Annotated in this window: 24 protein-coding genes; 20 read left to right on the forward strand and 4 right to left on the reverse strand. The window is 35.2% G+C overall.

The window, feature by feature from the left end; genetic code table 11:
- The first annotated feature begins 25 nt into the window (after window positions 1-25).
- The 10 genes from WC724_01190 to WC724_01235 all read left to right on the forward strand — a co-directional run bounded on the left by WC724_01190 (window position 26) and on the right by WC724_01235 (window position 8381).
- Window positions 26-991, forward strand: a complete 966-nt coding sequence (locus WC724_01190) for a DNA-directed RNA polymerase subunit alpha (protein MFA6077613.1) — start codon at window positions 26-28, stop codon at window positions 989-991.
- Window positions 992-994: 3 nt separating this feature from the next.
- On the forward strand, window positions 995-1351 hold the full coding sequence (gene rplQ / locus WC724_01195) for a 50S ribosomal protein L17 (protein ID MFA6077614.1): 357 nt from the start codon (window positions 995-997) through the stop codon (window positions 1349-1351).
- A gap of 8 nt (window positions 1352-1359) precedes the next feature.
- On the forward strand, window positions 1360-1704 hold the full coding sequence (rplM, locus tag WC724_01200) for a 50S ribosomal protein L13 (GenBank protein ID MFA6077615.1): 345 nt from the start codon (window positions 1360-1362) through the stop codon (window positions 1702-1704).
- A 4-nt stretch (window positions 1705-1708) separates the two neighbouring features.
- The gene (gene rpsI, locus WC724_01205) at window positions 1709-2131 is read left to right on the forward strand and encodes a 30S ribosomal protein S9 (protein MFA6077616.1); all 423 of its coding nucleotides are present in this window, start codon (window positions 1709-1711) and stop codon (window positions 2129-2131) included.
- A 71-nt stretch (window positions 2132-2202) separates the two neighbouring features.
- The gene (locus WC724_01210; GenBank protein ID MFA6077617.1) at window positions 2203-2775 is read left to right on the forward strand and encodes a nucleotide exchange factor GrpE; all 573 of its coding nucleotides are present in this window, start codon (window positions 2203-2205) and stop codon (window positions 2773-2775) included.
- Between the two features lie 91 nt (window positions 2776-2866).
- Window positions 2867-4786 carry a molecular chaperone DnaK gene (gene dnaK, locus WC724_01215; GenBank protein ID MFA6077618.1) on the forward strand — a complete coding sequence of 640 codons (1920 nt, stop codon included), beginning with the start codon at window positions 2867-2869 and terminating at the stop codon, window positions 4784-4786.
- 217 nt (window positions 4787-5003) lie between these two features.
- Window positions 5004-6083: a molecular chaperone DnaJ gene (gene dnaJ, locus WC724_01220; GenBank protein ID MFA6077619.1), complete on the forward strand. Its 1080-nt coding sequence runs from the start codon at window positions 5004-5006 to the stop codon at window positions 6081-6083.
- Window positions 6083-6727: a lysophospholipid acyltransferase family protein gene (locus tag WC724_01225; protein MFA6077620.1), complete on the forward strand. Its 645-nt coding sequence runs from the start codon at window positions 6083-6085 to the stop codon at window positions 6725-6727. The genes dnaJ and WC724_01225 overlap by 1 nt, the downstream gene beginning before the upstream one ends.
- Window positions 6728-6776: 49 nt before the next feature.
- Window positions 6777-7028, forward strand: coding sequence for an RNHCP domain-containing protein (locus WC724_01230; GenBank protein MFA6077621.1), 252 nt, complete (start codon window positions 6777-6779; stop codon window positions 7026-7028).
- A gap of 30 nt (window positions 7029-7058) precedes the next feature.
- Complete coding sequence (locus tag WC724_01235; protein ID MFA6077622.1) at window positions 7059-8381, forward strand: ATP-binding cassette domain-containing protein; 1323 nt, start codon at window positions 7059-7061, stop codon at window positions 8379-8381.
- 35 nt (window positions 8382-8416) lie between these two features.
- Here the strand turns inward: WC724_01235 and WC724_01240 are convergent, their stop codons facing one another.
- The 3 genes from WC724_01240 to WC724_01250 form a co-directional block, all read right to left on the reverse strand.
- A complete protein-coding gene (locus WC724_01240; protein MFA6077623.1) occupies window positions 8417-8776 on the reverse strand; it encodes a hypothetical protein in 360 nt (119 codons plus the stop codon).
- Window positions 8777-8804: 28 nt separating this feature from the next.
- A complete protein-coding gene (locus WC724_01245) occupies window positions 8805-9245 on the reverse strand; it encodes a hypothetical protein (GenBank protein MFA6077624.1) in 441 nt (146 codons plus the stop codon).
- Window positions 9246-9360: 115 nt separating this feature from the next.
- A complete protein-coding gene (locus tag WC724_01250; protein MFA6077625.1) occupies window positions 9361-10275 on the reverse strand; it encodes a hypothetical protein in 915 nt (304 codons plus the stop codon).
- Between the two features lie 376 nt (window positions 10276-10651).
- Here WC724_01250 and WC724_01255 point away from each other — a divergent pair, with 376 nt between their 5' ends.
- From WC724_01255 to WC724_01285, 7 genes are all read left to right on the forward strand, one after another.
- A complete protein-coding gene (locus WC724_01255) occupies window positions 10652-11104 on the forward strand; it encodes an NUDIX domain-containing protein (GenBank protein ID MFA6077626.1) in 453 nt (150 codons plus the stop codon).
- Between the two features lie 98 nt (window positions 11105-11202).
- Window positions 11203-12543, forward strand: coding sequence for a glutamate--tRNA ligase (gltX, locus tag WC724_01260; GenBank protein ID MFA6077627.1), 1341 nt, complete (start codon window positions 11203-11205; stop codon window positions 12541-12543).
- Window positions 12543-13442 carry a hypothetical protein gene (locus WC724_01265; GenBank protein ID MFA6077628.1) on the forward strand — a complete coding sequence of 300 codons (900 nt, stop codon included), beginning with the start codon at window positions 12543-12545 and terminating at the stop codon, window positions 13440-13442. Before gltX ends, WC724_01265 begins: the two co-directional genes overlap by 1 nt.
- Window positions 13443-13502: 60 nt before the next feature.
- The gene (locus WC724_01270; protein MFA6077629.1) at window positions 13503-14687 is read left to right on the forward strand and encodes a class I tRNA ligase family protein; all 1185 of its coding nucleotides are present in this window, start codon (window positions 13503-13505) and stop codon (window positions 14685-14687) included.
- An 86-nt stretch (window positions 14688-14773) separates the two neighbouring features.
- Window positions 14774-15463, forward strand: coding sequence for a lysophospholipid acyltransferase family protein (locus WC724_01275; protein ID MFA6077630.1), 690 nt, complete (start codon window positions 14774-14776; stop codon window positions 15461-15463).
- Entirely contained in the window at window positions 15445-16110 is a 666-nt protein-coding gene (locus WC724_01280) for an HAD-IB family hydrolase (GenBank protein MFA6077631.1), read from the forward strand. Before WC724_01275 ends, WC724_01280 begins: the two co-directional genes overlap by 19 nt.
- A 1-nt stretch (window position 16111) precedes the next feature.
- On the forward strand, window positions 16112-17701 hold the full coding sequence (locus tag WC724_01285) for an ATP-binding protein (GenBank protein ID MFA6077632.1): 1590 nt from the start codon (window positions 16112-16114) through the stop codon (window positions 17699-17701).
- A gap of 345 nt (window positions 17702-18046) precedes the next feature.
- Here WC724_01285 and WC724_01290 read toward each other — a convergent pair whose 3' ends face one another.
- Entirely contained in the window at window positions 18047-18382 is a 336-nt protein-coding gene (locus WC724_01290) for a hypothetical protein (GenBank protein ID MFA6077633.1), read from the reverse strand.
- A 122-nt stretch (window positions 18383-18504) separates the two neighbouring features.
- On the opposite strand from WC724_01290, the gene WC724_01295 reads away from it, so the two are divergent.
- Genes WC724_01295 through WC724_01305 form a run of 3 tightly spaced genes read left to right on the forward strand, consistent with a single transcriptional unit; the run spans window position 18505 to window position 19888 of the window.
- Window positions 18505-19041 carry an NUDIX domain-containing protein gene (locus WC724_01295; protein ID MFA6077634.1) on the forward strand — a complete coding sequence of 179 codons (537 nt, stop codon included), beginning with the start codon at window positions 18505-18507 and terminating at the stop codon, window positions 19039-19041.
- 15 nt (window positions 19042-19056) lie between these two features.
- Complete coding sequence (locus WC724_01300; GenBank protein ID MFA6077635.1) at window positions 19057-19371, forward strand: hypothetical protein; 315 nt, start codon at window positions 19057-19059, stop codon at window positions 19369-19371.
- Between the two features lie 4 nt (window positions 19372-19375).
- Complete coding sequence (locus WC724_01305) at window positions 19376-19888, forward strand: hypothetical protein (protein ID MFA6077636.1); 513 nt, start codon at window positions 19376-19378, stop codon at window positions 19886-19888.

Here is a 19888-nt window from a genome sequence, read left to right on the forward strand (position 1 = left end):
TAATTATAAATTTAAAAGAAATATTATGTCTGACCAAAATATAATTTTACCTTCAAAGCCGAAAGTTATTTCGGAAGAGGGAACAAGTGCTGTTTTTGAAATCGAGGGTCTTTACCCTGGCTACGGACACACGCTTGGTAACTCACTTCGCCGAATAATTTTATCTTCGCTTCCAGGCGCGGCTATTACGTCACTCAAGATTGATGGTGTCAGTCATGAATTTTCAGTTATTGACGGAGTTAAAGAAGATGTTGTTGGGCTACTCTTGAATTTGAAAAAAATTCGCTTTAAGTTACTTACAGACGAACCTCAGAAAGTCGAACTCTCTGTCAAAGGTCCCAAGGTGGTTACAGCAAAAGATATTACAACCCCTGGTCAGGTTGAGGTTTTGAGCGAAGATGCTTACATCGCAGAGCTTGTCGGAAAAGGTTCATCTTTGACTATTGAAATGACTATTGAAAAAGGCCTCGGTTATGTTCCAAAAGAGGCAATTCACAAGGATAAGGTTGATATAGGTAACATTGCCGTAGATGCCATTTTCACCCCAATTCGTCGTGTTAATTACGAAGTTGAGAACATGCGCGTTGGTGATCGTACAGACTACAATCGTCTACGTATCTTTATTGAGACCGATGGTACCTTAACTCCACGAGAGGCTCTTGAGAATTCAATTGAAGTTATGATTTATCAACTTAAAGCTGTTGTTGGTTTTAAGGAACCTGAGGCAGAAATCGAAAGCAAAGCTATTTCTGGTGGAGCTCACGACGAAGAAGGAGAAAAGGACCAGGATGATGATGTCATGAAGACGCGTATCGAAACTCTTGATTTTTCAACTCGAACGTTGAATGCTCTAACTAATGCAAATATCCGAACAATCGGAGGTTTGGCTAGAAAGAAGAAAGATGATTTACTTGAAGTCGGCGGTTTAGGAGAAAAAGGAATCCAGGAAATTAAGCGTGTACTCGGTAATTTCGGAATCACACTAAAATAAAACATGCGTCACCATAATGCCAACAGAAAATTCGGTCGTGTAAGAAAAGTGAGGAAAGCACTTATGCGTTCTCTTGCACTTGCGCTTATTGTTCGTGGAAAAATAAAGACCACGGAAGCAAAAGCAAAAGAGCTTCGACCATATATCGAAAAGTTTGTTACGAGAGCAAAAAAAGATACACTTGCTTCACGCCGTCTTGTCGGGGCAGAATTTTTCAATAGCACAAAAGAAGTTCAGAAACTTTTTGAGGTTATTGCTCCGAAATATACAGAAAGACCAGGTGGCTATACTCGCATAACCAAACTTTCTACACCGAGAAAGGGGGATGCAAGTAAGCTTGCTGTTATTGAATTTATATAAATATGACTATGAAATACACAATTGATGCATCAGGAAGAACGATAGGTAGAGTCGCAGCGGAAGCGGCGTCAGTACTTATGGGTAAAAACACAACATCTTTTGTGCGTAATAAGGCGCCGGAAATATCTGTTATGGTCACTAACTGTGGAAAAGCAAAGGTTACAGAAAAGAAACAAAAGCAAACATTATTCCACACATACTCTGGATATCCAGGCGGTTTGAAAGAGAAGCGATTGGAAGAAGTTGCAGCAAAAAAAGGAATGAGGGAAGTTATGTTGATCGCGATTACTGGAATGCTTCCAAAAAATAAGTTACAGGCTGTGATGTTAAAGAACTTGATTGTTACCGAATAAAAATATGGAAACTACAACAACAAAAGCAAAAAAGGAAGGTCGTTACATTGAGACTGTTGGTCGTCGCAAGACATCATCAGCCCGTGTTCGTGTGACCCCAGCGTCTAAGCTAAACGTTATTGTTAACGACAAGGACTATAAAGAATATTTTCCTACAGAAGATATGCAAGGGATTATCACAGACGCTTTCAACAAAGCAAAACCACTAGAGAAATATTCTGTTACAGCTCTTGTAAAAGGTGGTGGTATTCATTCTCAGGCCGAAGCAGTGAGACATGGTATTGCTCGAGCACTCTCAACAACTGACGAAGAGCTAAAGACACGATTGAAGCGTCTCGGTTACCTAAAACGTGACCCTAGAATGAAAGAAAGACGAAAGTTCGGTTTGAAGAAAGCTCGAAAGGCTCCACAGTGGTCAAAGCGTTAATTTTCTCTCGGCGAATCTACTTGTATACTTTGGTCCATAGCTATTAATAGTGCTTTAAGTTGTTTAAATTTATGACAGATGAAATAAACGAAAACAATATTATAGATGAAGACTTTGCTTTTGAACCCGATGAGAGCGAAGGAGAGCTTTCTGTCTCAAAACAGAAAATCAAAGATCTTCGCGACAAGCTGAGTGTTGCTCTAAAAGAGCGAGATGAGTATCTCGCAGGGTGGCAGAGAGCGAAAGCGGATTACATTAACGCCCGCAAAGACGAATTGAACGCGCACTCGAATGCATCCAAGGTTGCAAACGAACGAACGATTTTGGAAATAATTCCGGTACTCGATAGTTTTACGTTGGCATTTGCAAATAAAGAGGCATGGGAGAAAGTTGATGAAAATTGGCGACGTGGGGTGGAATACATCGCGTCACAACTAAAAACAGCCCTCACAAATATTGGTATGCAGGAAATAGGTAAGATTGGAGAACATTTTGACCCGAATTACCACAATGCTGTAGAAAATATTCCAACTGATAGTAAAGAATTAGATCACACTGTCGCTGAAATAATTAAAAATGGATATTTTTTTGAAGGAAAGGTGATTCGGCCATCTGAAGTGAAAGTTTTTATTTTTAAGGAGTAGTTTGAAAGTAAAATAAAGTTGACAAACAGAGAATATTGGGTATAATAATGTAAATTAAAAATATTTATTTAATAATTTTTACAATAAAAATATGGGAAAAATAATTGGTATCGACTTGGGAACAACAAATTCGGCTGTCGCCTTAATTGAAGGTGGCGTCCCAAAAATAATTGAAAATATTGAAGGAAATCGCACTACTCCTTCTGTTGTTGCGCTTGCAAAAAATGGCGAGCGTCTTGTTGGCTTGCTCGCCAAGCGCCAAGCAGTCACCAACCCAGAAAATACTATCTACGGTATTAAGCGTCTTATGGGTCATCGTTTTGATGACGAAGAAGTTAAGCGCGACAAGAAGTTTTCCTCATACGCAATTGAAGCTAACGAAGACGGTGGGGTTAAGGTAAAGATGGGTACAGATTTTTATCGTCCAGAGGAAGTTTCAGCAATGATTCTTCAGAAAATAAAGAGTGATGTTGAAGCAAAAATAGGTGAACCAGTAACAGAGGCGGTTATCACCGTACCGGCTTATTTCGACGACTCACAACGCAAGGCAACAAAAGATGCCGGGAAGATTGCCGGACTTGATGTTAAACGAATCATTAATGAGCCAACAGCAGCAGCTTTGGCATATGGTTTTAATAATAAAAAAGACGAAAAAATAGTTGTTTATGACTTCGGTGGTGGAACTTTTGACGTTTCTATTCTTGAAGTTGGAAATGATGTTATTGAAGTAAAAGCAACTGATGGTGACTCACATATGGGTGGTGAGGATATCGACCAGAAGATTGTTGCTTGGATTGCAGAGCAATTTAAGAAAGAAAGTGGTATTGATATCACAAAAGATGTTTTGGCACTTCAGAGATTGAAAGAGGCTGCAGAAAAAGCAAAGCACGAGCTTTCAACAACAACAGAATCGGAAATAAACATTCCGTTTATAAGTTCAGATGCATCTGGCCCAAAACATCTTCTTCTTAAGATGTCCCGTACAACCCTTGAAGAACTTGCTCGCGAGTTTATTGATCGCTCGATTGAAATTACAAAAAGAGCTTTTGAAAAATCTCCGGTTAAGATGAATGAGATTAATGAAATAGTTATGGTTGGTGGACAAACTCGTATGCCTGCCATTATTGCCGCTGTTAAAGAATTGTTTGGTAAGGAGCCAAACCGCTCAATAAACCCAGACGAAGTTGTTGCAGCTGGTGCAGCCGTTCAAGCGGGCGTCTTGCAAGGAGATGTTCGCGACATATTACTTCTAGACGTTATTCCATTATCGCTTGGCATTGAGACATTTGGAGGTGTTGCTACAAAGTTGATTGAAAAGAACACAACTATCCCAACATCAAAGTCACAAGTTTTCTCTACCGCTGCCGACAACCAAACATCAGTCGAGATACATATTGTCCAGGGCGAGCGTCCAATGGCCGCCGACAACAAGTCATTAGGAAGATTTATCCTAGATGGTGTTCCACCAGCACCGCGTGGTATGCCTCAAGTAGAGGTTGCCCTTGATGTTGATGCAAACGGAATTCTAAATGTTACAGCAAAAGAGAAGACGAGTGGAAAAACTCAAAGTATTCGCATCGAGGCAAGTTCCGGTCTAACAGACGCAGATATTGAGCGAATGACTAAAGAAGCGGAACTGCACGCAGATGAAGATAAGAAGAAAAAAGAAATTGCCGATACAAAAAATGACTCAGAAATATTAGTTTATACTGCCGAGAAATCACTTCGTGATGCTGGAGATAAGGTACCAGCTGATATTAAAACAGCGGTAGAAGCAAAAATAGCAGAGCTAAAATCTGTTAAAGATGGTACAGATATCGAGGCAATTAAAAAAGCCTCATCAGAACTTTCACTCGAAATGCAAAAAATAGGTGAAGCAATGATGAAGGCACAGCAGGAAAGTGGAGCAACGGAAACTCCTAAAGAGGGTGGAAGTGGGGCACCTGAAGAGAAGATTCATGACGCAGATTTCAAAGAAGGGGAGAATCCAGACGCCAACAAAACAGCCTAATATCATGAAAAAGACCACCAATTTAGAGGGTGGTCTTTTTCATGATTAATATCTTCACCTTTATTTGTTTTTATGTATAATTCCGTATAATCAATCCCGTACGAAATCATGAAGTTATGTTTACGGGATAAAAACAAAATTAAGTAGATTGTTAAGAAAAGAAAGATTGTATTAAAATTAACTAAGGAAACGTCAGACGTTTCTAATTTCTAACGGGATGCAAAAAGATTACTATCAAATTTTGGGTGTTGAGAGAAAAGCGTCGAAAGATGAAATAAAAAAAGCTTTTCATAAACTCGCCCACAAATATCATCCCGACAAAAAAGGAGGTGATGAAGCGCGCTTCAAAGAGGTGAATGAGGCATACCAGGTTCTTTCTAATGAAAAGAAGCGTTCAGAGTATGACACATATGGGCAGGTGTTCAGCGATGGAAGTGGCCCACAACAAGGAGCCAATAATGGGTTCCAAGGGTTTGATCCATCACAGTTTGGCGATTTTGATTTTAGTAACGCGGGTGGATTTGGCGACATTTTTAGTGAAATTTTTGGAGGTGGGCGAGGTGGGACACAAAGTCGTCGCGGTTCAGATATTTCAATTGAAATTACTATTAATTTCGATGACTCAATTTTTGGAACTACTCGAAAGGTTTTAATAACAAAGCGCTCCTTGTGTGATGTTTGTAAGGGTAATGGCGAAAAACCTGGAACCAAGCGCAAGAAATGTGAGACCTGTAACGGCCAAGGAAAAGTTCGTGAGACAAAGAAATCCTTTATTGGAGTGTTCACGAGTGTTCGTGAATGTGACGCGTGTGCTGGGTCTGGAACAATCCCTGAAGATAAGTGTTCGGGCTGTAAGGGTCAGGGTGTTTTGAGGAAGCAGGAAGAAATTTCTATTCACGTTCCAGCTGGCATTGAAAACGGAGAGATGATTCGTCTTTCGGGAATGGGGGAAGCGGTACAACGTGGTATTTCTGGTGACTTGTATGTAAAGATAAGCGTTCTTCCCCATAAGTCCCTGAAACGTGAAGGAAATAATCTAACAATGAATCTTGATATTAAGATGACGGAAGCATTGCTTGGTGGTGAACGCTCCATCGAAACACTAGATGGAAAGATTGATCTTAAAATTCCAGAAGGGGTGAACACTGGAGAAGTTTTACGTCTTAAGGGTAAAGGTGTTCCAATGGGGAATAGCCAGAGAGGAGATTTGTTGGTAAAAATAAAAGTTATTCTCCCTCAAAAACTTTCCAAAAAAGCACGCGGAATAGTTGAGACGCTTAGAGGAGAAGGAATGTAATGAAAGATTTTTTACCACCACTTCTTTTGCAGAAAATTGTTTGGATCCCAACTAGGCTTTTTTTAATTTTTTTTGCAAAACTTGAGGTGCGTGGTTTAGAGAATCTCGAAGGACTAAAAGGTAAAGTTGTTTTTGTTAGCAATCATAGTAGTGAACTTGACCCAATTTTACTTCCAGCTGCCCTGCCTTTATTTTCCCCTCTTTCGCCAATTTTTTATACCTCAAGAGAAAAAGAGTTTTATGAACGTCACTCGTTTTTAAAATGGCTTTTCTATCGCGAATGGTTTTTTGAAATTTGGGGGGCGCATCAAATTCAGGTTGGGAAACATGACTATGAGAAATCTTTAGAAAAGCATAAGGAAATTTTGAATAGTGGTGGCTCTCTTTTTATTTTTCCCGAGGGACGGAAAACAACAGACGGGAGCATTTTGCCTGCTCATGGTGGTGCCGCATATCTTGCGAGGGCAACTGGTGCTCCAATTGTTCCAACTTCAATTAGAGGAGTTTTTAAAATAAAGCTAAGAGATTTTCTTTTAAGGCGCGCCAAGATTGTCCTTGTTTTTAGTGCTCCAATAATCCCGCTTAGTGACGATTATAAAGCTGAGGTTCAAAAAGTTATGGATATCATAGCCAAGAATCTTTAATTTAAAAACCATCGAAACAAAAAAATTTCAACGGAATATTGAGGATTTTATCTGCAGTGAATGCAGTTTTTCTGTTGAGGGTAATGGGTACACAAACCATTGCCCCAAGTGCTTATGGAGTAAACACGTGGATATAAATCCAGGTGATCGCGAGTCTGAGTGCTTAGGCGCCATGGAGCCAATAGGAGTGGAACTTAAAGCGGGGGATTATGTGATCACACATCAATGTGTTAAGTGTAGTTTTGTTCGAAAAAACAAAACCACAAAAGAAGATGATTTTAGGGTGATATTAAGCCTATAGTTAATTTAGTAACGATAAACAGACTTTTGTATGATACAAGTTATTATAGAAAAAAGCGGAGAGAAGATATCTTTTGATATCGATACTAATTTTCGTACTGCAATTTTAGGAGAAAATGGTATCGGTAAAACAAGTATTCTTGAAAGTATTACACTAAAGTCTTCAAAAAATGATTGGTTAACTGTTCATGTTCCAGAGCGAGTTAAGATAGTTTTTCTTTCCCAAATTGAAACTAATACAGGCCTTGTTTCTGGTGGAGAACATATGAAAAAAAGACTTGAGTATCTTTTTTCCCAAAAAGCAGATCTCTATGTATTAGACGAGCCAACAAATAATCTCGATGAGAAAAATATTTCTTGGCTTAAAAAACATATTGTTGAAAACAAATTATCAATTATATTTACTAGTCATAATATAAATTTTATTGACGATTGTGCAGAAGTAATATTTTACCTAGATTCTAAAGGTGTTGAAAAAACAAAAGAACGATGTTCTTTGTATTTAGTATCGCGTAAAAAAAAGATTGAAAGAGAGTTTTTAATGTATGATATCGCTATTAAAAAACAAGAAGAACTTAAAGATGCTGCCCGAAAAGCAAAACAACACAGCGAGGCTGGAGAAAAATGGAAGGGAACAGATAACGACAAGTATTTAAGAGGATTTAATAGAAATTCTGCTGGTAAAGGAGCGGCCACGGCAAGAATGCTTGGAGAAAGGGCAGAAAAAATAAGCGTTGAAAAACCACAACATGACCCCATTCCGAAAGCCCTGTTTTTGGACTTAGGTTTTGTCGGTAATTTATTTAACTTACTTTCTACATCTTTATCGCAAAAAAGAATTAGTCTTTTAGTAAATAGCGGAGATAAAATTCTTATTACTGGACCAAATGGTGTCGGAAAGACCACCTTTCTCGATTATTTAGTAGGTCTTTTAAATGGTCTAGCGCAAAAAAGTGAAGATATGTTTAATCGTGGCGGTAAATTTTCATATTATTATATTTCACAAAATTGGTATGAAAATTTAAATGACCAGACGGTAGGAGAATACCTAAAAAACTTTGGTTTAAATGAGGCAGAAATCTATAGGTCAATTTCTTTTAATCATATAGACAAGTCTATTTTAAATAAAAAATTTAAGAATGTATCACCAGGGATAAGAATTAAAGTTCTTTTAGGGGCTCTTTCTTGTAAAAAATTAGATTTAATAATTTGGGATGAACCAACAAACCATCTTGATGTTATGACTCAATACGTCTTAAGGGATGCACTTCTAAAATACGCTGGATCTCTTATTCTTGTTTCGCATGATAGATTATTTTTGGACGATAGTTCGTTTACCCGTGTTACGTTGTAATAAAATGTTTAAATTAACATATACAAGTAGCCTTTTTATGAGCGCTCCTTTATAAGCTTGTATAACAATGGACGGATAGTCGTAATATCTTTATGGAACGACAAGTGACCAAGCGGTAGTTTGTGGATAGCAATACCATATTTTTTGCAAATAGTACTCAGTTCCGAAATTTTAATTTGATTATCTTCTTCTCCCGCAACAACAGTACATTTTGATGGGTTAAACATGGGATCCTTTGAAAGCATGTCGAGAGATATTAGTTCATCACTCAAGAGTTTCTTCCAGTTTTGGTTAGAATATCGATAGGCGCCACTAAATGCTTCTTTTATAAATGAATCCAATGTCTCTATTCCTGGTACTTCCGACATGGAATAGGCCGGGGATAGTGCAATCACAGACGTAATATCTTCACTGAGGCTAGTATTAAGAGCAACCAACCCCCCCCAAACTAGACCCTAGAACCAACACGCGATTAACGTTAAAATTTTTCCCCTGCAAGACTACTCCACTTTTAAGACTGTGCGCTAATTTTCGAATATCTTCCGCTGGGTTATGGTCAAGAAACTCACCACCCGATTCCCATGTTCCTTTAAGTCTTGGGTAAAAAGCTGCATACCCCCACGAACATAAAAGATTGAGGAATGATAAAAGTTCTGGTGTGCGTGGCAAACCATCAAGAACTATTATTGCCAAGTTATAATTTTCCGGAAGACAATATTCGAAGACAACATCATCGATTGACCCGCATTGCAAACGTTCCTTTTCTCTTGAAGGTAGGATGCGGGATGCAAGGTTCTCCTTAAAATATTTAACAAGTTTTTTAGAAATACTTTCAATGACAGTGAGGTATGAATTTTTTACCATATTTAACTATTGTATCTCAATATTATTTTTACCAAAATAAACACAAATTTTTATATTTACTCACAAACAATACTAGTATCAATGACATTTTGTTTTATACAATATCTTTTTTGCATTATTTTTTCGTTAAAACATCCGCAATTTTTATAAAAAAATCCTCATCTACTTTCTTTTTATTGTTTATATATTCCCAAAAGAAATCTTTACAATAAAAGGAATATAAATAATAAACTCTATGAAAATTATGATTATTTTTTTGATTAAATTTTCCAATTAATAATTCTTCCTTGTCCCTGTATTTTTTAGGATTGTATTTTTGTAAATTATATATATTCTCTTTTTCTCCAAGATAACTAAAATCCCAGTTTGAGAATAAGTTTGCAAGTATCTCTCTTGTTATATAATACCCATTTCCAAATTCTTTTTTTAGTAAGAACCATGACTTATAGAAATTCTCTTCTCTCGGCTTAAAAACTGTTTTAATTTTCTCTAAAACATGATCCCTTTCATATAGATGTGCAAGTTCGTGAACTAAATTAATTTTCAAATTTTCAATATAACCTTTGCTTTTTTTGTTTAGCACATAAACATAAATAGAATTTGTTCTGGAGCTTGCACTAGCGCCAACATTTTTTCTGTCCGAATAGGTAGGGATGAGATATACGGCGACGTTCTTGACTTTAGTCCCGTAAAAATTCCCCATAGCTTTTACTATGTCCTCAGTCTCAAAATTTTCTATTATATTTTTGGTGAATATAAAATTTTTGCCATTTCTTATCTCAAAGTCTTTTTTCGAAATTATATTTTCTATATATGAAAATAGTTTTTTTTCTAATTCTTGACCACCTTCTTTTTTTTCAGTCAACAAAGATTTTATTTCTTTTAAATTTTTATGCGTAAAAAATATTTTTTTTACGTTCAGGAACTCTTCTTTTGCGAAAGATGGAAGCATTTTACCTTCTTTCTCTTTAATGAAGTTAATTACCAATCTATCAACAAAGACCTTGTAGCCGTAATTTATTTTTAACATATCGTGGAGTTATTTATTGATAGCTATTTTAAGATTAATTTAAATGAAAACGGGCAGAAGCGCAAAACTTCTACCCGTATGACCCAGAAAGTGGGTCAAGCCGGGGGATTCCCGGGGTTGTTGCCCTGTTCGTCCGCTGGGGTGGAATCCCAGTCGTCGTCGCCACCAAACAACTTTTTCATCTGAGTCTCCTTGCGACTTACCGGTTGAGAAATCTCAACCATTTAATAATCCAATTAAAGCATGACGCTTTATTTGCGTTGTGTCAACGAGTTTATAATTTTATGGAAATACGGTGTGTTTAGACAAATATAACCTAAAAAAGTGTTTTAATTTTTTGCCACAATGTGTTACAAGGGGTATATTTTAAAGTAATATGAAAATAAAGATAAAATCTAAAAAGATTTTAGAAAAATCATACGGTATAATTGTTGCTTATAAACAAAGCAGTACGGAGACAAAATACCTTATTATTCAAAGCAAAGGTACGAATGATTGGAGTTTTCCAAAAGGACATGCCGAAAAAGATGAAACTTCAGTTGAGACTGCATTAAGAGAACTAAAGGAGGAAACCGGAATCTCGCAAATAAGTCTTATTCCCGATGTGTCATTCTCTGATAAGTACAGATATAAAGCCAATGGTATATGGAATCGAAAACAAGCTACATTCTTTGTTGGTATTACAGATAATCTAAATGTAAAAATACAACAAGAAGAAGTGGTAAATTATATCTGGTCTAATTATGATGATGCGGTAAAAATTCTAACTTTTGAAAATCAACGAAAAATCTTGCGTGAAGCCTATTCTAAAATACTAGAAATCAATTAGTAATAAGTCACAGTGTGTTCCTATGTACTGAAAATAATAATTATAGTATTGTAGTGTAATCCTACATAAACAGATAGATCCAGTTTAAATTGATTTTTATGACCAAAGTTATTACACGTTTTCCACCTTCCCCAACTGGAGAAATTCATATTGGCAACATGCGAACCATGTTGTTTAATTATTTGTATGCAAAATATTTTAATGGAGAGATTTTCCTTAGGTTTGAGGATACTGATAAAGAAAGGAGTAAAAAGGAATACGAATCTATTGTCATAGATGGGTTACATGCTTTAGGTTTAAATTTTGACCATGGTCCATTCAGGCAATCAGAAAGAGGTGCTATCTATAAAGAAAAATTATTAGAACTCATCAAGCTTGGACGTGCTTATGAAGCTGAAGACTCATTGGGTGGTTCTGGAAAAGCCATTAGGTTCAAGAATCCGAACAAAATTATAACCTTTGATGACAAAGTTCGTGGTCATGTATCTATTGATTCAAGTATTTTTGGTGACTTTGTTATTGCGAGGAATATTGATAATCCAATTTACCATTTTGCTGTTGTTGTGGATGACATGGATATGGGAGTTACCCATATAATTAGGGGGGAAGACCATATTACAAGTACTCCTAGGCAGATACTTCTACTAGAAGCTTTGGGTGGGAACATACCCGTTTATGCTCATTTGCCACTCATTGTTGGCGAAGACAAGAAGAAATTGTCTAAACGACATGGTGCCACCTCTGTCAGCGGTTTTTTAAAGCAAGGTTATTTGCCGTCTGCTTTAGTTAATTATCTTGCATTCTTGGGATGGAACCCTGGGGGCGAACGGGAAATATACTCATTAAAAGAGTTAACTGAGATATTTGGTTTGGATAGAGTGGGCAAAAATCCAGCTAAATTTGATTACAATAAACTCAATAATATAAATTATCATTACATGATTAATTTATCCGAAGACGAATATAGGACAAATCTTTTTATGTTTTTAAATGAAGAATACTCCAAACTTTTTAATGCTAATTTCACTATTTCTAATACAGTAATACAAAATGTAATAAAACCAAGAATAAAAAAGTTTTCGGAAGTGTCGGACATGATCACTAACGGGGAACTAGATTATTTTTTTAAGAAGCCACCAGTAAATTATGATTTGATTCGGTTTAAAACTGATTCTATTGAAAAGACAAAAAGCATTCTTGAAAAGTTAAAGGTATTAATAGGGAACATATCAAGTAATGACTGGAACACGGATGGTTTGAAAAATAATATATCTACGCTTTTTACAGAATACGGTGTTGGAAATGTTCTCCACCCTCTAAGAGTTGTTTTATCGGGGAAAAAAGAATCTCCAGATCCATTCACGTTAAGCTATATTCTGGGCAAAAAAGAGACTTTGGAGCGAATTGATTCCTGTCTTGCTAAGCCAAATAATTTGTAATGAAATATATTGACAATTCAACTTATAAATATAACAAAACGTACCCAATAGTTAAGTTGTCGGATATTTATTTAGATCAAAAAGATGAAGGGGTGTTGTTAGAAAAAATTAAAGATTCCCCCTGGTATATATACAGTTCAGATTTGATTAAAAAAAATTCATTCCTAAAATTAAAACAAATAATATCGTTAACCAAAGACGTTGAGTTAATAGTAAAAACATATTATCCCAATATTAATATCAAGCACCTTTCTATTGGTGGATCTTATCTTTTCAAAAACGGAGAGTCCAATGATATTGACTTTAACGTAATAGTTGAGGGTAGCTTTTTTGATTATATGGATGTTTTTGAGTTTGATGAAATTAATAAAAAATTATTTTCCAAAGTCAAAAAAATATCCTTTATGATTTTTGGCGAGGATGATTTATTGTTTGACACTAATATTGATGACACCATTGAAACCACTAATTATATCCATACCTCGCTTTGTATGAGAGAGGGGGTTGTTTTCTCGATTAGAAATATCCTTGTGCATGGGTTCGATATATGTAAAAAAGAAATTGACACACATAATTTGATAATAAGAATTAAAAGACAGTTGTATCATGCTCGACTCTTGGTTGACGGTAAGGTTAATATACATACAACACAAGAAGAAAGATTAGCAAAAGCAGTTAGTCGTATATGTGAAGCAGCTTTTTACCTATCATTAGTATTTCCAGAATTAAAAATTGACCCCGAATCAGTTTTTGAAAGAGAAACGACATTGATTACAGAAGGCAACGCAACTGGCGCTTATAGCTGGCTTAAAGAGGTTGAATTTATAGCAGATAATATTGTTGTGAAAGTTTTAAATAATGGTTATCATGACTCCGTAAGCCCCTATCGTCTAACGTAGGACGTCATCTAATTGAGATGAAAATTTAGGTTCGATACCTAGTAGGGGTTCTAGAAAAAAATGTCAAAAAAGGTGATATTAAATAGCCAGTGTCTCCCTAAAAAGAACTACCATTGTGGAAACGCTGTCAGTCATATTGTTTCTGAAATATCTTATCTTTTTTTTACTGAATTTGATAAAAAAAATGATTTTTATTTTGTGAATGATTCTTGGAATTTGCATGGTTTACCATTTGAGACCATGTACGTTGAAAAGTTTGGCTCAAATATAAATTACGAAAAAATAAAAGATTTTGCCGAGGAATGTATTAATTATGCAAAGCACGAAAAATCTTTTTTTAGCAACATTAAGCTTGGTCCAAACATTATTGAGCATTCAGATACTGATCCGGAGTTTGTTAGATATACAACCGATATATTTCATGAATTAATAGATAGTAAAATCATTATTAAGACAGGAAATCATTATTCTCTTGATCTATTATCAATTAAGAACACTTTAAATTTTGATGGAATAAAAATATTTCCAAGTCAACATAGAACAACAATAGTAAACGACGCAAAAATGATAAATGGTTTATATCCGATTACAAAAAATAGAGTTTTTTCGCCAAGTATTAATATAGATAATATTAACTACGTTATAAATCCTATTTTTCAGTCTTTTGTATATCCTTTGTATATAAGCGAAAAGTATGGATTTAATTACCCGGTTTTTTTGTTTACGAGTTCATCTGGACATGGAATGCTTAAGTGGCATTATCTTAGAAATATTGTTTCTTTTGCATTGTCACAAAATCATCCGTATGAAAACCTGGTTTTGCACGGGAATATCCTGGGCGCAAACAATAGAAGAATGAGTAAACATGACAACAATGTTGTTAAGCCGTCGGATTTATATAAAATTCTACCCGATAGAAGATTTGTTAGGCACGTACTAATCAAGTCTATCTCGGACAAAGATTTAATGCTTCAGACTGATATCTCTTTTTCAGAATTTAACAAAATAAAGAATAAATTGGACATAATACACACTAATGAATTTAATATACTAAATCCTAAAAACTTAAATATTACATTGACTAGTATTAAAAACGATTTAAAAAACTTTAAAATAAAAAAAGCTTTTGATTGTTTTGTTGATTTTATTAGAAGAGCCCAGATAGTACAAACAGATAGCGTTGTTGATGGCGAGTTTCTTGAGTTAATAAAAATCTGTAATGTTTTTTATGGAAACAAAAAATAATACCTAGAATTCATAAGACTTTTGGGGTATAATTTTTCCATGAGTCTTTATAAAATTTCTTATATTTTGGTGCGTGAAGTAAAAATATGAAGCACCAAGATAATTTACTGCTTGAAACTGCTTACCACGTAATAAGAATAATTCTCTCCCCTTTAGTTAAGTTGTTTTGGATTAAACAAGTGGTCGGCCTTGAGAATATACCGCAAAAAGGTGCTGTAATATTTGCTTTTAACCACCAAAGTTACTTTGATTTTATTTGTTTTATTGCTGTGTGCCCTCGCCATGTTCATTATCTTTCAGCAGAAAAATTTTTCACCAACTCTTTTTGGAACCCAATCATGAAAATAATGGGACAAATTAGAGTTGAAAGAACAAGTAAAGATAAAAGAGCGCTACATAATTTAATTCAAAAACATTTGGAAAACGGTAAAATTATTGGGATTTTTCCAGAGGGGACAAGGTCCCCACACCCCGAGAAAATGCTTGAAGCCTATAGTGGAGTAGCTCGATATTCATATCACGGCAATGTTCCCGTTATCCCTGTAGGGATTAAGGGAGCATATGAGGTAATGTCTCGTTTTGACAAAAAACCAAAAGTTAGAAAAAGTATCGAAATTATTATCGATAAACCAATTGACTTGTCGCCGTATCATCACAGTAAATTAAACCGAAAAGCTTTTAAGGTGATAACAAATAAAATAATGGTAAGAATTGCAGAACTTTCAGGAAAAGCTTATCCATATAAAATTTATCCTCCATGGCCACAGAAAATCTAGCAATTTTTGATATTGACGGAACGCTAATTCGTGGGCAAAGCCAGAAGTCTTTGCTTATGTTTCTTTACAGCGGGGGTTATATTTCACATTGGTATTATTTCAAAATAATGATTTGGTTCATCTTATATCAACTGCACTTCATCGATAGTCCAAAAAAAGTAATGGAGTACGCTTTTTCTGTTTTTAAGAATACTCGAGAAGATAGAGCAAAAGAAATTATTGATGAATATTTTGAATTACATTTAAAATATAAATTTTATAATGATGGCTTGAAGCTTATTGAGCAACTAAAGGGAGAGGGGTACAGAATTATATTGATATCAAATGCTATTAATTTGATTGTAGAGAGGATTGAAAAATACCTCAAAGCTGATGATTCAATTGGAACAATACTCGAGGTAGTTGACGGGCGACTTACTGGAAAGATTGATGGTTCAATCGTATATGGTTTAGAAAAAAAGAGGGTACTTGAAGAATATTCACGCAAAAACGACATAAAATTAAGCAATGCTTCTGCCTACGGAGACCATATTTCAGATATCTCTATGTTAGAATTGGTAGGTCACCCATTTGTTGTTAACCCATCAAATAGGCTAAGTAGTATTGCAATCAAAAAGGGGTGGCCAATATTGATTTTTAAAAACTGAAATGAACCTTTTTTACATATCAAGTATTCTTATTTTTTTCGCCAGCTTAGCATTTGGGCTATTTGTTTATGTTAATAACACAAGAGCAAGGTTAAATAGCTCGTGGTTTTTATTTTCGTCCCTAATTGCTTTTTGGGGGTTTTCTCTTTATGGGGTGACTTCAGCAAAAGATATTGAGACCGCAATGTTATGGCAATATGCACTTGATGTAATTGCGATTTTCATTCCCGTTCTCTATGTAAATTTTATTTTAAGTTTTCTTGGAATAAAAAATAAAGTAGTCATCTATACAACCTTTATTATAGGGTTATTATTGGCAATTTTAAGTACCACAGAATTTTTTAAGGTTGGAATAATAGATCGGTTTGGTTTTTATTGGATAAATCCCGGGCCTTACTACTTACTCTTTCCAGCGTTCTTTATTCTTTGTGTTATATACGCTTTGTTTCTTCTTTTTCAGGCATACACAAATGACAAAAATAATAAGCGTTTACGTGCACAAATACGACTTCAGATAATTGCTGGTGTGATTGGTTTTAGTGGTGGAATTACGAATTTTTTACCACAATTTTTCAACATTTTTCCGTTCGGTAATTATTTTGTTCTACTTTATATTTTTTTCATTAGTTATTCTATTATTAAATATAAATTTTTTGATCTCAAAACAGCTGCAACTGAATTATTCGCGGGCGGTGTTGTTATCTTATTTTTCTTTAATTTGCTTACGTCTGTCACCATTCAAGATTGGCTTATTAGGGCATTACTATTAGCTCTCGTGTCATTCTTTAGTGTTCTTATTGTGCGCGGTGTTTCAAAAGAAGTTAGGGCGCGCGAACAAATTGAGTTGTTGGCCAACGATTTAAAAATCGCGAATGAGCGTCTGCAATTTTTGGACAAACAAAAATCGGAATTCGTTTCCATCGCCTCGCATCAACTAAGAAGCCCACTCACGGCCATTAAAGGATATACATCAATGGTTCTTGAAGGTTCGTTTGGTTTTATTGAGCCAAAAACAAGAGAGGCTGTTGATAGAATTTTTCAATCAGCGCAAAATCTTGTGGGAATTGTTGACGATCTTCTTAATATAACTCGTCTTGAGCAAGGGAGAATGGAATACTCTTTTGAAAAAGTTGATTTATCAGCACTGACAAAAGAAATTGTTGATTCACTTTACCCGAATGCATTAAATAAAAAATTAGGCTTAACTTTTGAAAACGACAAAGCTACGGATTATTTTGTTAATGCTGACTTACTTAAAATTCGACAGGTCGTACTCAATTTGGTTGATAATGCAATTAAATATACGCGCGAGGGAGCAGTTAAGGTAAATGTTTCTAAAATTAATAATGGAAAAGGAGTGCGCGTTGCTGTTGCCGACACCGGTGTTGGAATTACCCCCGAGCTCCGTTCACGTCTTTTTGAAAAATTTAGTCGTGGCGATGAGGTTAGCAAGTTGCACACAAATGGCACAGGTCTTGGTTTGTATATCGCCAAGCAAATGATTGAGGCCCACAAAGGGACTATTGGTGTTAATTCTGACGGAGAGGGTAAGGGCTCAACATTCTATATAGAAATACCTACGCTTAATTAATTTTTTTGATATAGACCAGTATTAATATACATGCTACTATCTTTATGATTAGTCAATCCTGACTGATGCTATTTTTTATGGAGGTGTAATATGGGTTGGTTTGGCTGGGGTTCTGATGGAAAGGGCGGGGATGTGAATGTGAAAGTCACACACACCCCTACAACAACCAAAACAGAGGTGTTGAAATCCTCTGACGGTGATCGTAGCAACCACTCTCACCAGGGTATCACACACAACGTTTTTACAGGCAAAACATCCAGTTTTCACGCTGACCCGAAAAAGAGCCGCTGAGATTTGCCTGCCTTCACTTAAAGCGTTTTTGTTTTCAAGAACGCTTTTTTTATTTCATATTTCAATAGTACGGAGTTTTTTCGCGATATCTTCAGTTGAAGAGAACTCTTTTGGTATTACGTTATCTACCTCTTCTGCGTACAACATTATGTCTGTTGCAATACTACTCAAATCTTCGTCGATGTTGTCTAGTAACGATATTGCTAGATAATAAATTTTTGCCTGCTCTGTTTTTGGGATAAGCTTTAACCCGCTTTTCAAGAGTTTCATTACTTCGTCTCTGTTCTTTCCATCTGTAGAGGATATTTTTTTAAAAAAACCTTGATCCTTAAAGCCGTACTGGTTTATGTATTTTTGTGATTCGATATTTTTCCCAACATTATATTCCATATTTTAATTATATCCTGAATTGCAAAATTCTACGAGCGCGCCGTGGAACCCTCCATTAAATGTAAAAAACACTACGTAGGGCGTCGAAAAAGTCTGGGGTTTTTTATGATACGATAAGCACTATGAATTATTTGGCCACATTACACGATAAAGATATTTTTCCTCAACCAATTAACAAGATCCCTGATTATTATGAAAAAAGGGTAACGGTTAAAGCTATTGCAAAAAACAAAAAAGGGCAATTTGCTTTTGTCACTAACCCGATTCATAAATTTTGTCTTTTGGCAGGAGGTGGTGTAGAAAACACTAATCTTGAAGCTGAAATTAAAAGGGAGTGTCTTGAAGAGCTCCGTTATGAAGTTGATGTTGTGGATATTGTTGGTAAAATACACGAGTTTCGTAATAGAGACGCTAAGGAATATGAAACTACTTGTTTTTTAGTAGAAACAAAAAATGAAATAAACGAAGATCTCAGGACAGACGATGAAAAGAAAAACGATCTTTTTGTTGTATGGCTTGATGGCGAGGAGGCTAAGAAAATTTTAGAAGAACAAATTGTGAAGGTTAAGAATGGCGAGATGGTTTTTTATAATACTGCATTTAACGCAGTAAGAGATAAAATTTTCTTTGAGGCAATTTACGGTAAGGAGGGTGTTTAGATAAAAAAATCAGGTATGAAAAAAATAGTTGATGATTTCAATAATGATATAAAAATAGTGATTGGTTTTATTCAAGCCGATAAGATAGAAGACGCTCGCAGTTTTTTTAATAATGATATTGTTAAAAAATATGAAAAAGAAATTAGAGACAAAAAAAGCCCGATAGTTTTTTTCGAGATATTTTTTACAGAAATAGATGATTATCTTAATAATGATGTTGCGAAAATTCTAGGAGTTATTAAGAAAGATGATATTGTGAGGAGTTTTTATGGCGATTATGTGGAAGATTTAAAATTGGCTATAAACAAAGAGCAGGGTCAAAATACGTAAATATATGGACAAGATTTATAAAATTGAATACGTTGATGCATCTTATACTTATGAAAAAAAGATAGCACAAACAAAATTGGATTCATGTGAAGCGTATGGATATGTAGAAAAAAATGGAAGCAATATAATTATTAGTTTTATAAAAAAAATGGGGGTAGTCGGTAGTTTGGTGGCAAATAAGGAAAAAATTATCGAGGGATTAGTCATTCCAGATACAGCTTTAATCTCTAGGGTTAAATCATACAAAACAGATATTTTGAATGATATGAAAGTTGGACTATCGATTTCTGTGACATGGCGCGACGTAATTCACGTTGCTAATTTACCGATATATGAATGTCCAACTATGTATACAGAAGGAATTTTGTTTGAAATTAAAAAAGATTACGTTATTTTAAAAGACCCAAAAACAATGCGTATACAACCAAAGCCTCTTAAAAATCACCCTAGTAGTGGATTGCCAACTTATTTAGTGATTCCGATATCTTTTATTTCTAGTATTGAGGTTTTTAAATAA

The sequence above is a fragment of the Candidatus Paceibacterota bacterium genome, assembly GCA_041661305.1.
Lineage (GTDB): Bacteria > Patescibacteriota > Minisyncoccia > Phycocordibacterales > VMEP01 > VMEP01.